Annotated in this window: 13 protein-coding genes; 4 read left to right on the plus strand and 9 right to left on the minus strand. The window is 43.6% G+C overall.

The features are described 5' to 3' along the window. Window positions 1-17: 17 nt before the first annotated feature. The 5 genes from livF to G3341_RS16815 form a co-directional block, all read right to left on the minus strand. The gene (gene livF, locus G3341_RS16795) at window positions 18-719 is read right to left on the minus strand and encodes a high-affinity branched-chain amino acid ABC transporter ATP-binding protein LivF (RefSeq protein ID WP_154624092.1); all 702 of its coding nucleotides are present in this window, start codon (window positions 717-719) and stop codon (window positions 18-20) included. Beyond that, window positions 719-1498, minus strand: a complete 780-nt coding sequence (gene livG / locus G3341_RS16800) for a high-affinity branched-chain amino acid ABC transporter ATP-binding protein LivG (protein ID WP_269204881.1) — start codon at window positions 1496-1498, stop codon at window positions 719-721. Before livG ends, livF begins: the two co-directional genes overlap by 1 nt. Then, entirely contained in the window at window positions 1495-2778 is a 1284-nt protein-coding gene (locus G3341_RS16805; protein ID WP_154624093.1) for a high-affinity branched-chain amino acid ABC transporter permease LivM, read from the minus strand. The genes livG and G3341_RS16805 overlap by 4 nt, the downstream gene beginning before the upstream one ends. After that, window positions 2775-3701, minus strand: coding sequence for a high-affinity branched-chain amino acid ABC transporter permease LivH (livH, locus tag G3341_RS16810; protein WP_154624094.1), 927 nt, complete (start codon window positions 3699-3701; stop codon window positions 2775-2777). Before livH ends, G3341_RS16805 begins: the two co-directional genes overlap by 4 nt. A gap of 89 nt (window positions 3702-3790) precedes the next feature. Further along, window positions 3791-4900, minus strand: a complete 1110-nt coding sequence (locus G3341_RS16815; protein WP_154624095.1) for a branched-chain amino acid ABC transporter substrate-binding protein — start codon at window positions 4898-4900, stop codon at window positions 3791-3793. Between the two features lie 382 nt (window positions 4901-5282). Here G3341_RS16815 and panM point away from each other — a divergent pair, with 382 nt between their 5' ends. Then, window positions 5283-5687 (plus strand): aspartate 1-decarboxylase autocleavage activator PanM, encoded by a 405-nt coding sequence (gene panM, locus G3341_RS16820; protein ID WP_163863045.1) that lies wholly within the window; start codon window positions 5283-5285, stop codon window positions 5685-5687. A gap of 4 nt (window positions 5688-5691) precedes the next feature. Then, window positions 5692-6078 (plus strand): VOC family protein, encoded by a 387-nt coding sequence (locus tag G3341_RS16825; RefSeq protein WP_163863047.1) that lies wholly within the window; start codon window positions 5692-5694, stop codon window positions 6076-6078. Between the two features lie 77 nt (window positions 6079-6155). On the opposite strand, the gene rpoH is transcribed toward G3341_RS16825, so the two are convergent. The 4 genes from rpoH to ftsY all read right to left on the minus strand — a co-directional run bounded on the left by rpoH (window position 6156) and on the right by ftsY (window position 10790). Beyond that, the gene (gene rpoH, locus G3341_RS16830) at window positions 6156-7031 is read right to left on the minus strand and encodes an RNA polymerase sigma factor RpoH (protein WP_154624098.1); all 876 of its coding nucleotides are present in this window, start codon (window positions 7029-7031) and stop codon (window positions 6156-6158) included. A gap of 212 nt (window positions 7032-7243) precedes the next feature. Further along, the gene (gene ftsX / locus G3341_RS16835; protein WP_154624099.1) at window positions 7244-8221 is read right to left on the minus strand and encodes a permease-like cell division protein FtsX; all 978 of its coding nucleotides are present in this window, start codon (window positions 8219-8221) and stop codon (window positions 7244-7246) included. Beyond that, on the minus strand, window positions 8214-8879 hold the full coding sequence (gene ftsE, locus G3341_RS16840; protein ID WP_154624100.1) for a cell division ATP-binding protein FtsE: 666 nt from the start codon (window positions 8877-8879) through the stop codon (window positions 8214-8216). Before ftsE ends, ftsX begins: the two co-directional genes overlap by 8 nt. A gap of 6 nt (window positions 8880-8885) precedes the next feature. Further along, window positions 8886-10790, minus strand: a complete 1905-nt coding sequence (gene ftsY / locus G3341_RS16845; RefSeq protein WP_432279739.1) for a signal recognition particle-docking protein FtsY — start codon at window positions 10788-10790, stop codon at window positions 8886-8888. Between the two features lie 539 nt (window positions 10791-11329). On the opposite strand from ftsY, the gene rsmD reads away from it, so the two are divergent. Together rsmD and G3341_RS16855 are read left to right on the plus strand one after the other, a co-directional pair. Further along, window positions 11330-11932 (plus strand): 16S rRNA (guanine(966)-N(2))-methyltransferase, encoded by a 603-nt coding sequence (gene rsmD, locus G3341_RS16850; protein ID WP_195848179.1) that lies wholly within the window; start codon window positions 11330-11332, stop codon window positions 11930-11932. After that, window positions 11922-12209, plus strand: a complete 288-nt coding sequence (locus G3341_RS16855) for a DUF1145 family protein (protein ID WP_154624047.1) — start codon at window positions 11922-11924, stop codon at window positions 12207-12209. Before rsmD ends, G3341_RS16855 begins: the two co-directional genes overlap by 11 nt. Window position 12210 lies beyond the last annotated feature (1 nt).

Consider the following 12210-nt stretch of genomic DNA (forward strand, 5'->3'; position numbering starts at 1 on the left):
CCGACGTCTCATTGTCGTTATCCGCCTAAATAGGCATTACGTACGGCTTCATTAGCAAGTAAAGCTTTGCCGCTATCTTCCAGCACAATACGTCCATTCTCAAGCACATACCCGCGATCTGCTAGCTTTAGTGCCTGATTTGCATTTTGCTCGACAAGAAAGATAGTCATGCCCTCTTCACGTAACTGCAAAATAGTATCAAAAATTTGCATAATAATAATTGGGGCTAAGCCAAGGGAAGGCTCATCAAGAAGCAATAATTCCGGTTGGCTCATCAAAGCACGACCGATGGCTAACATTTGCTGTTCACCACCAGACATTGTGCCAGAACGTTGACTACGCCGCTCATGCAAGCGAGGAAACAACGTATAAACACGTTCAATACGCTCTTGGTATTGCTGCCTATTCGCAAAAAAGCCGCCCATAGCCAAATTTTCTTCGACAGTCATTCGTGAAAATACACGACGCCCTTCAGGAACTAATGCGATATCCTCGCGCATAATTTTAGCGGTTGGTAGTTGAGTAATATCCACGTCTCGGTAAAGAATTTTCCCTTCAGAAGCCCGCGGATCACCACATAACGTACTTAACAATGTGGTTTTACCAGCCCCATTTGCTCCAATGAGTGTGACAATTTCCCCTTTTTGAATATTCAAGCTGACTTGATGTAATGCTTGTATTTTTCCATAGTGGGCAGAAACTTGTTTAAATTCTAACATTAGTAAGCCTCCCCCAGATAAGCTTTAATCACATCAGGGTGCTGACGAATTTGATCAGGCGTGCCGTCGGCCAAAGGTGTACCTTGATTGACAACATAAATGCGATCTGAAATCCCCATCACTAACTTCATATCATGTTCAATCAACAAAATAGACACTTGATAATGAGAACGTAATTCAGCGATCAGCTCATCAAGGTCATTCGTTTCTTTTGGGTTTAAGCCCGCGGCAGGCTCATCCAACATTAAAATTTCAGGTCGCGTCACCATACAACGTGCTATTTCTAACCGGCGTTGCTGCCCATAAGCTAAGTTCCCCGCTTGACGATTTGCAAATGGCAATAGGTCGACTCGTTCCAACCATTTGACTGCATTATCAATCGCTTCTGATTCAGCTCGGCGAAATGCAGGGGTTTTCAGCAAGCCAGAAAAAATACCGCTTTTTAAATGTTGATGTTGAGCCACCAAAAGGTTTTCAATCACCGTCATCTCTTTAAATAAACGCACATGTTGGAACGTTCGAATGACGCCTAGACGCGCAATAGCCTGACCCGATAAGCCTTCTAAATGCTTTTCACGATATAAAATTGCCCCACTGGTCGGTTTATAAAAACCCGTTAAACAATTAAAAATCGTTGTTTTACCCGCCCCATTAGGACCAATTAAAGAGACTATTTCGCCTTGGTTTAAAGTCAACTCAACGTTGTTGACGGCTAAAAGTCCACCAAAACGCATAGTAAGCCCATTAACTTGCAACAGAGGGGTCATAGATGCACTCATGCTTTCTCCCCCTCATTCGCTAATTGCTCTGCATTTTTTAACTTCATTTGGCGACGCTTCATGGGTAACAGCCCTTGTGGACGCCAAATCATCATTAGCACCATTAATGCCCCCAACAGCAGCATGCTGTAAGCATTCAAATCTCGCATCATCTCACGAGAAACAACCAGTATAATTGCTGCTAATATCACCGATGTTTGCGATCCCATGCCACCAAGTACGACAATCGCTAATACGAAGGCTGACTCCACAAAGGTAAAGGACTCCGGACTAATAAAGCCTTGTCGTGCAGCAAATAATGTTCCCGCAAATCCCGCAAAAGCCGCACTAATTGTAAATGCAGTTAACTTAATTTTCGTTGGTGATAAACCGAGAGAACGACAAGCAATTTCATCTTCTCTTAAAGCTTCCCAAGCACGTCCTAATGGCATACGTAATAATCGATTAATGACAAATAACGTCAATACCACTAAAAGTAACGCAACAAAATAGAGGAAAATAATCCTATCGCCGGCGCTATAGTCAATACCAAAGAAGTTATGGAAGGTATCCCACCCCTCTTTTGCTGAACGGCTAAACTCTAGACCAAAAAAGGTGGGTTTCGGTAGCTGGCTAATACCATTTGGCCCCCCTGTAATTTCCGTGTTATTGAGCAATAAAATACGCACAATTTCACCAAACCCTAAGGTCACAATCGCTAAATAGTCTCCTCGTAACCTTAATACAGGAAAACCCAATAAAAAACCGGCTAAAGCCGCCGTAAGACCAGCAATTGGCAAACTTTCCCAAAAACCAAAACCATAGTAATGATTAAGCAATGCAAAAGTATAAGCTCCAATAGCATAGAAGCCTGCATAGCCTAAAACCAATAGCCCAGATAGCCCTACAACGACGTTCAAACCCAGCCCTAACATCACATAAATTAATGTCAGTGTGGCGATGTCCACGCTCCCCCGAGACACAATAAAAGGCCAAATAATTGCGGCAATAATAATCACCACCGCAAGGATTTTTTGCCTCGTTGTTGAACCATCAAAGTCAGGAATTGACCACGATTTTTTAGGAACTCCCTGCCACACTCTCGTTAATGATGGGCGTATTAGTTGAAAAACAAAGATCACCGCTATTCCCGCAAAGATCCAATTCCAACGAACAGAATCCCCACTGGATACGACTAATTTTGTACCATCAAGGGTTAATTGTAGCCCCATCATAAAGACGGCCAGAATAAAGAACATCACCGAAGCAACAATGGCGTTAATCCAATTTTCTTTTCTCATACTTTTTCGACCTCCGGGCGTCCCAGAATGCCGGTTGGCATGATCAACAACACACCAATCAATAAACCAAATGACACAACATCTTTATATTCGGTGCTTAAATAAGCCGAGGTCATTGCTTCAGCAACACCTAAAATTAACCCACCAAGCATAGCGCCAGGAATACTACCAATCCCACCTAATACTGCGGCAGTAAAGGCTTTCATTCCCGCCATAAAACCAATATAAGGATTAATAACCCCATAAAATTGACCGAGTAATACGCCTGCCACCGCGGCCATCGTGGCACCAATGACAAAGGTTAATGAGATAACACGATCTGTGTTAATACCTAACAAACTGGCCATTTTTAAATCTTCAGCGCAAGCACGACAAGCTCTTCCCATACGTGAATAGCGAATAAATAAAGTCAGTGCCAACATCGCTAATAGCGTCACCACCCAAATGGTCAGTTGCATTTTTGTAATGGTGGCTTCAAAGCCATCACTTTCACCTAAAACCCACTGTCCCGTAATCAGACTCGGTAGTGCCAGATCACGTGAGCCTTGTGATAGGCTGACATAGTTTTGGAGAAAAATTGACATACCGATCGCAGAGATCAGTGCAATCAATCGTTTAGAATGGCGAACAGGTCGGTATGCAACGCGCTCAATACTCCAACCATAGGAACTTGACACCACAATGGCGGCGACAAAAGCAGCGGCAATCAGGATCCAACCGACATCAATACCTAACATCATCAAGCCCGCGATCACAATGAAAGACACGTAGCTGCCAATCATATAGACTTCACCATGTGCAAAGTTGATCATACCGATGATGCCATACACCATCGTGTAGCCAATCGCGATCAAGGCATAAGTGCTGCCTAACGTTAAGCCATTCAGGAACTGTTGGATAAAATAAAGAATTTGATCTGACATAGGACTATCCTTTCATACTACCTTCCCTAAACAGAATAGAATCCGGAAGTGAGTAAACTAACCTCCGGTTCATAGTCTGAATAGTGGAACTACTTCACTGCAGTGGATGTACCATCCGCATGCCACTCAAATACACCGAATTCAAAGCCTTTCAGGTCCCCATTTGGCTGCCAAGTTAATGACCCCATAACAGTATCGACTGGATTGGCTTTTAGATCTTTCACGAGATCTTCGGGTTCACGGCTTCCCGTACGTTCCATTGCTGTGGTTAGGCCTTGAATGGCGGCATAAGTTGTCCAAACAAAGGGACCGGTAGGATCTTCTTTTTTCGCTTTAATAGCATCAACAATAGGCTGGTTAGTCGGCACTTGGTCATAACGTTTAGGCAGTGTAACTAACATGCCTTCGGAAGCCTCTCCTGCAATGTTTGACAGTGATGAGTTACCGACGCCTTCTGGCCCCATAAAGCGGATATTTAAACCTGACTGTTTCGCTTGACGCAAAATTTGTCCCATTTCAGGGTAATAGCCACCAAAGTAGACAAAATCGACATTCTCTTTTTTCAGTTTTGCCACAAGTGCGGAGAAATCTTTATCACCTGCGGTGATACCTTCAAACATAACCTCTTTAACACCGGCTTTGTTCAGGTTTTCACGCACAGAACGTGCTAAACCTTCCCCGTACTGCTGCTTATCATGAACAACCGCAATACGTTTTGGTTTGATATCATCGATAATATATTTTGCAGCTGTTGGTCCTTGGTCTGAATCAAGGCCAGTGGTACGCATAATCATTTGATAACCGCGTGTGGTTAAATCCGCATTGGTTGCTGCTGGGGTGATCATGATAACGCCTTCATCTTCATAAATATCAGAAGCAGGCTGTGTTGAAGAAGAGCAAAGGTGACCAATCACATAACGGATACCGTCATTAATCACTTTGTTCGCGACCGCAACAGCTTGTTTTGGGTCACATGCATCATCATATTCAACGGCAACTAAGGTGTCGCCATTGATGCCGCCTTTTGCATTAATATCTGCAACAGCTTGACGTGCGCCCGTAAATTCCATATCGCCATATTGAGCAACAGGACCAGACATAGCACCAACGACGGCAATTTTCACTTCTTTAGCCCATACTGATTGGCTAAATGCCATCGCAATAGATCCTGCCAGTAATACTTTATTAATATTTTTCATTCTGTCGTCCCCATCTCTATGGTTCTGAGTGTTTGTGTTTGATTTATAGTAGATTATTATAGTCAGCACCATCGAGTGCTATGAATTTTAATAACATAGCCAATAAGGCTATATATTTCATAATATTAAACAAGATAAATATGCTAAATAGCAAATGGATATGGTAGGTAATTACGTTATAAGCAGAATAAAAATCTATCGTTAATGAGTGGGTTTTAGATAAATGCCAGTGTTATATTCTAGTTAAATTTAAATTAATCCGAGCTAAACTCGGAAGATCTACAAAGACGAAATCTTTATCCCTAAAATCAAAAAATCGGCTACAGATCACTCTGTCTATAGGAGTGACTGAAAAATAAGCAAGGAAATAGATAGAAGTATTATGAAACTAACAATTATTCCCGTGGTTGATCCTACTGACCAACAATATCTTGACCTGTACAAAATCTGGCCAGACCAGAATCAACATCAGATCCAGACTTTACTTCAATCTGGCGAAAAAATTTATGCCGCGCGTTTTAATGATCGCTTATTAGCCGCCGCAAAAATGAAAGTCGATCATCAACAAGGCACCATTTATCATTTCCTCGTGCGTGAGGTGACTCGCCGACGTGGCGTTGGGCTTTATTTACTTAATGAAATTTGTCGTCAAGAGGCTCAGGTGACGCATTGGGGATTTAGTTTAAAAGAGATAGATGAAGAACAGAAAGCAGTCATGGCGTCCTTTTTATTCGCCTGTGGTTTTACACCGACACCAGAAAATGACCTATGGGAAAAACGGATGTAATACAATGAAATTAAAACGGCTCCACCACATTGCGATCATCGCTTCTAATTACTCTGTCAGTAAGCATTTTTACTGCCAAATTCTTGGCTTAACCTTATTAGAAGAACATTATCGGTCAGACTCGAATTCATGGAAGGCCGATTTAGCGTTAAATGATCAATACCAAATTGAGTTATTTAGCTTTCCTAACCCACCAGCCAGACTGAGCTATCCTGAGGCGTGTGGTTTAAGGCATTTAGCTTTTAGCGTAGACGATCTTGATAAATGGATAGACTATTTGAAACAACATGATGTGATTTGTGAAGCGCCAAGACGAGATCCTTACACACAAAAAAGATTCACTTTTTTTGCTGATCCTGATGGGCTTCCTCTTGAATTGTATAGCGAATGATATTGTATTTTCTGCATTTATTGCGTCATCATCATGACGGCAATAAATGCAGTAACAAGAAAAAAGGAAGGTAAAATCTAATCGCTTTCTTCGTCGTCTTCCATTGCAGCGCGCAACTTTTTCATTGCATTTTTTTCAAGCTGACGTACTCGTTCGGCAGAAACACCATACTTATCAGCCAACTCTTGCAATGTGGTTTTATTGTCGTCATCAAGCCAACGCGCACGAATAATATCTTGGCTACGTTCATCTAACGATTCTAATGCTTCCGTTAAACGATCGGTTGCATGACTTTCCCAGTTATCTTCTTCGATAGAACCAGCAAAATCCGATGATTTATCTTGTAAGAATAAGACAGGTGCAACCGGTTGACCTAAGTCACCACTGTCATCGTCGTCAGACATATCAAAAGCCATATCCTGTGCAGCCATACGTGATTCCATTTCACGTACATCTTTGGTGCTAACCCCTAACTCTTTAGCAACCATATCAACTTCATCTTGGTTAAACCAACCAAGGCGTTTTTTATTTTTTCTCAAATTAAAAAATAACTTACGCTGAGATTTAGTTGTGGCAATCTTAACAATACGCCAATTGCGCAACACATATTCATGAATTTCAGCTTTGATCCAATGGACTGCAAAGGAGACTAGGCGAACACCGATTTCAGGGTTAAAACGACGAACGGCTTTCATTAAGCCGATATTCCCTTCCTGAATTAAATCTGCTTGCGGTAGGCCATAACCTGCGTAGCTACGAGCAACATGGATCACAAAACGTAAGTGCGATAAGATCAGCTGCTTTGCCGCATCCAGATCACCATGGTAATGCAGCCGTTCAGCAAGTTCCTTTTCTTCCTCAGCGGTTAGCATAGGATAAGCATTGGCAGCCCGCATATAAGCTTCAATACTCCCTTGCGGAACAAGTGCTAATGATTGCATGTCTTTGGTCATTCAGATCCTCTTTGAAAAATAATAAAAAAAGGGATTACTTCGATGCGAAATACAAGATTAAGTAAACCGTAGTCTACCAGTTTTATTGAGTTAAATAAATTACACTTATGTGATTACTACAGTCTATGTCAGACACGTTAGGAAGAGAAAAGTTCCCTGCAATATTGGTTTTTTATCGGCACAGTGGGAAACCATGCCGATAGGATAGACGATTATTCAGGTGTGAAATGGCGCAAATGCTGTACCGTTGCTAACCACGCTGCAACCCATCCAATCATGGCTGACATCAATATCACCAGCAATGATTCTTCCCATAGCAATCCTTCGATATGAAATTGCGTACCAAAAACGCTGGCTACTTGAGTGACGACGGCCGACAATTTCCAAACGAGCAGTGCTGACATAATCAATGAGATTACCGCGCCTAATGCCCCCATCAATAGACCGCCATGTAAAAACGGTCGCATGATAAAGCCATCAGTTGCACCAATAAGTTTCATCACATTGATAGTATCTCGACGGGCAAAAATATTGAGTCGAACGCTATTACCAATGACTAGGAATAGTGAAACAATCATTAAAATACCAATGACTGAAGCAACTTGCCCTACCAGCTGAGTCAAGGCTGCAAGGCGAGAAAACCAACTATCGTCCATGCGCACTTCTTCAATACCATGGACTTGGCTGACGCGGTCACGCAATGTGGTCAACACATCCGACCCCTGAAAATCAATTTTTGGGGTAATGATCGCAACAGCTGGTAATGGATTTTCCTCAAGCATATCAAGCGCAGTACTAAATCCAGACCAGCTACGGAATTCACTCATTGCTTGGTCACGTGATAAATAGTTTACATGGTCTACACCATCAAGCGCTTGTAATTGTGTTACCACGTTTTGACCGCCTTGTTCATCTAATGACTTATCTAGATAAACCGTCAACTGAGGCGTTGGATACCATTGTTCAGCGGCTTGAGACACATTCTTCCAGACGATGTAACACAGGCTTGGCAAAGTGAGCGAAATTGCAATAACCATCACGGTGAGAAACGTTGCCAAAGGTTGCCTTAACATGTCTGCCAAGGTATTCAACCAAGCGTAACGCCACTGCTCTCGCCATCCCCCTTTTAGTGCTTTACTCTTTGACTGCATAGGACGTTCAGACTTAGCTTTACGAACGTTTTTAGCCATGTTGACCTCCTATCATTCTTCCTTCACTTAGGGTAAGCACACGGTAGTTACGACGCTCAATCAAAGCAATATCATGAGTGGCCATTAACACCGTTACGCCAACTCGGTTAAACTCTTCGAATAAGCGCATAATGCCTTCAGATAGTTCACCGTCGAGATTTCCCGTCGGCTCATCCGCAAGTAACATCGTCGGTTTATTCACAACCGCTCGCGCGATACCTACACGTTGTTGTTCACCGCCTGACAGCTGAATAGGAAAATTTTTCGCTTTATCGAGTAGACCCACTTTGTCCAATGCAGCTGATACTCGTCTACGAATATCTTCTGAGCTCGCACCCGAAATAATCAGTGGCATCGCAACATTGTCATAAACGGTTCTATCAAATAGCAGGTGATGATCTTGAAAAATCATTCCAATTTGCCTACGCAAAAATGGGATCTCCCGATTTTTTAGACGGCTGATATCGTGACCATTAAACAATATATGCCCTGCACTTGGGCGCTCAATACCACAAATGAGTTTCAGTAAGGTACTTTTACCTGCACCTGAGTGACCAGTTAAAAACGCCATTTCCCCAGGTTGTAAATGAAAATCTACCCCTTGGAGAGCCTGTCGGCCACCGCGATAAGCTTTACTGACATGTTCAAAGCGAATCATCGAAAATTATTCCTCTCGGGCAAATAGAGCCTCGATAAAGTCATCGGCTTTAAATGGACGTAAGTCCTCAATACCCTCACCAATACCGATATAACGAATAGGAATACCGAATTGATCAGCAATAGAGAAGATCACCCCACCTTTTGCTGTGCCATCGAGCTTAGTCAATGTGATACCTGTCAGACCTACAGCATCATTAAAAAGTTTTGTCTGACTGACAGCATTTTGTCCAGTACTGGCATCCAGTGTTAACATAATTTCATGTGGCGCTTCCTCATCCAATTTTTTCATCACTCGGACGATTTTTTTCAGCTCTTCCATTAGATGCGCTTTATTTTGTAAGCGACCAGCGGTATCGGCGATGAGAACATCGACACCTTTCGCTTTAGCGGATTGAATCGCATCGAAAATAACCGATGCTGGATCCGCTCCGGTATGTTGTGCAACCACAGAGATATGGTTTCTTTCTCCCCAAACTTGTAATTGCTCAACCGCAGCAGCACGGAAAGTGTCTCCAGCCGCTAACATGACTGTTTTACCTTCAGATTGATACTGGCGGGCCAATTTACCAATCGTCGTTGTTTTACCAACACCATTGACCCCAACCATAAGAATAACATAGGGTTTCTTGTCTTCAATGACTAGCGGTTTATCTACACCAACTAAAATATCAGACATTTCTTCACGTAATCTACTGTATAACGCATCAGCGTCTTTTAGTTCTTTACGGCTAGCATGTGTCGTTAAGTTATCAATGATTTTGCGTGTTGTTTCAACCCCAACATCAGCGATCAGTAACTGTTCTTCTAGCTCATCAAAAAGATCATCATCAATTTTCTTACCTGTAAACAGTCCAAGAAAACCAGAACCTAAATTTTGACGGGTTTTTAATAAGCCTTTCTTTAAACGGCTAAAGAAACCTTCTTTCTTCGGTTTTTCTTGTTCCGTTGGCTCAGGCTCACTCTCTTGCGAATTAAGCACTTCATCACGTAACGCAACAATATCTTGAGCCTCTAGATTCGCCTGTTCTTCCCTTTGGCGTTGTTGCTCCGCTTCTTCCTCTGCTAGGCGCGCTGCCTCTTGGCGCTGACGCTCTGCTTCCTCTTCCGCTGCTTTGATCGCCGCTAGCTCAGCTTGACGTTGGCGCTCCGCTTCTTCCTCTGCTAGGCGCGCTGCCTCTTGGCGCTGACGCTCCGCTTCCTCTTCCGCTGCTTTGATCGCCGCTAGCTCAGCTTGACGTTGGCGTTCCGCCTCTTCCTCTGCTAAGCGCGCTGCCTCTTGGCGCTGACGCTCTGCTTCCTCTTCCGCTGCTTTAATCGCCGCCAGCTCAGCTTGACGTTGGCGTTCCGCCTCTTCCTCCGCTAAGCGCACAGCCTCTTGGCGCTGACGCTCTGCTTCCTCTTCCGCTGCTTTGATCGCCGCTAGCTCAGCTTGACGTTGGCGCTCCGCTTCTTCCTCTGCTAAGCGCGCTGCCTCTTGGCGCTGACGCTCTGCTTCCTCTTCCGCTGCTTTAATCGCCGCCAGCTCAGCTTGACGTTGGCGCTCCGCCTCTTCCTCCGCTAAGCGCGCTGCCTCTTGGCGCTGACGCTCCGCTTCCTCTTCCGCTGCTTTGATCGCCGCCAGCTCAGCTTGACGTTGGCGTTCCGCCTCTTCCTCCGCTAAGCGCACAGCCTCTTGGCGCTGACGCTCTGCTTCCTCTTCCGCCGCTTTGATTGCGGCTAGCTCAGCTTGACGTTGGCGTTCCGACTCTTTCTCTGCTAAGCGCACAGCCTCTTGGCGCTGACGCTCCGCTTCCTCTTCCGCTGCTTTGATCGCCGCCAGCTCAGCTTGACGTTGGCGTTCCGCCTCTTCCTCCGCTAAGTGCACAGCCTCTTGGCGCTGACGCTCTGCTTCCTCTTCCGCTGCTTTAATTGCCGCTAGCTCAGCTTGACGTTGGCGCTCCGCTTCTTCTTGCGCCGCTTTGAGCGCGGCTTGCTGTAACTCATGCTGACGCTCTGCTTCTTCTTCCGCCGCTTTAATTGCCGCTAGCTCTTCTGCTTTCTTAGCCTGATACTGACGTTCAGCCTCTTTTTCTGCTGCTTGAACAGCAGCATCATCTGCATGTTTTGGTTGCTCACTCTCTTTCGCAGCATCTACTTTTTGTTGTTCTGCTTCTTGTTGTTGAGTTTCTTTTTCATCTTTACGACCAAAACCCAACCATGAGAAAAAGCCTTTTTTCTTGTCTTTAGCCATCAGCCACTACACTCCTCGCGGTAAAAACATGGCGCTTAATAATTAAATCGCAATAAAATTACATGCAGTCTATCATTTCATCACGCCACAACACATATCTGAAAGAAAAATCATGACAATTTAATCTGATTTTTTAAGTTAAAACTGTGAAAATGGCGCGCTACAATAGAGACAACTCGTTTTTCAAAGCTCAACCAAACTGAGCAGCAATGGATATTATGGCAAAAAAACCACAAAGCGCCTCTTTAGGTCAGATACGCATCATTGGTGGCAAATGGCGAGGGAGAAAGCTCCCCGTTCGTGATAGTGAAGGCTTACGTCCTACAACAGATCGTATTAAAGAAACTTTATTTAACTGGCTAATGCCTATCGTACGCGAAGCCCGCTGTCTTGATTGTTTTGCTGGCAGTGGTGCATTAGGATTCGAAGCATTATCGCGGTTCGCCGATAGCGTTACATTTATCGAACTAGATAAAAAAAACGTACAATTACTGTCTGAAAATAAAGTTCGTTTACAAGCCAATAACGCAAACATTATCAATGGTAATAGCCTTGAAGTACTCAATAAACTAGGCACTCCCTTTGATGTTGTGTTTATTGACCCGCCTTTTCGTAAAGGCCTACTAAACGAAACGATTCGATTATTAGAAAAAAACCAATGGCTAGCAAATGAAAGCTGGATATATGTTGAATCAGAAGCGGAGTCACCACTCACTGACATTCCTGCTAACTGGCAACTTCATCGAGAAAAAATTGCGGGTCAAGTGGCATACCGTTTATTTATTCGTCATTCAATTGAGGAAACAAGCCATGCTAATTAATGCAGGCCGAGTGCTAATGATTTGTGTTTGGGGTTTTATGGTATTTAATTTAATTCATCCATTTCCCAAACCTTTGAAATATTTTATGGATATCGCCATGGTGTTTATGATTTTTATGCATGCACTGCAAACGATCTTCTTAAAAGCAACCATCGCCAAAGGCGAAAAACTCTCAGGATGGCTGCAAACACGCATTTTTTTCTTTGGTGTCTTTGAGATGCTGGCAATGCAGAAAAAACAAAAACATGCCTTAGAAGAAGCAAAGAAAAAACAGTAAT

Origin of the sequence: Providencia vermicola, from assembly GCF_010748935.1 — a bacterium.
Classification (GTDB): Bacteria; Pseudomonadota; Gammaproteobacteria; order Enterobacterales; family Enterobacteriaceae; genus Providencia; species Providencia zhejiangensis.

What these genes read in the sequence shown, in the direction of transcription:
- livF (WP_154624092.1), bottom strand. Translation starts at nt 719, where the DNA reads ATGTTAGAATTTAAACAAGTTTCTGCCCACTATGGAAAAATACAAGCA.
- livG (WP_269204881.1), bottom strand. Translation starts at nt 1,498, where the DNA reads ATGAGTGCATCTATGACCCCTCTGTTGCAAGTTAATGGGCTTACTATG.
- G3341_RS16805 (WP_154624093.1), bottom strand. Translation starts at nt 2,778, where the DNA reads ATGAGAAAAGAAAATTGGATTAACGCCATTGTTGCTTCGGTGATGTTC.
- livH (WP_154624094.1), bottom strand. Translation starts at nt 3,701, where the DNA reads ATGTCAGATCAAATTCTTTATTTTATCCAACAGTTCCTGAATGGCTTA.
- G3341_RS16815 (WP_154624095.1), bottom strand. Translation starts at nt 4,900, where the DNA reads ATGAAAAATATTAATAAAGTATTACTGGCAGGATCTATTGCGATGGCA.
- panM (WP_163863045.1), top strand. Translation starts at nt 5,283, where the DNA reads ATGAAACTAACAATTATTCCCGTGGTTGATCCTACTGACCAACAATAT.
- G3341_RS16825 (WP_163863047.1), top strand. Translation starts at nt 5,692, where the DNA reads ATGAAATTAAAACGGCTCCACCACATTGCGATCATCGCTTCTAATTAC.
- rpoH (WP_154624098.1), bottom strand. Translation starts at nt 7,031, where the DNA reads ATGACCAAAGACATGCAATCATTAGCACTTGTTCCGCAAGGGAGTATT.
- ftsX (WP_154624099.1), bottom strand. Translation starts at nt 8,221, where the DNA reads ATGGCTAAAAACGTTCGTAAAGCTAAGTCTGAACGTCCTATGCAGTCA.
- ftsE (WP_154624100.1), bottom strand. Translation starts at nt 8,879, where the DNA reads ATGATTCGCTTTGAACATGTCAGTAAAGCTTATCGCGGTGGCCGACAG.
- rsmD (WP_195848179.1), top strand. Translation starts at nt 11,330, where the DNA reads ATGGCAAAAAAACCACAAAGCGCCTCTTTAGGTCAGATACGCATCATT.
- G3341_RS16855 (WP_154624047.1), top strand. Translation starts at nt 11,922, where the DNA reads ATGCTAATTAATGCAGGCCGAGTGCTAATGATTTGTGTTTGGGGTTTT.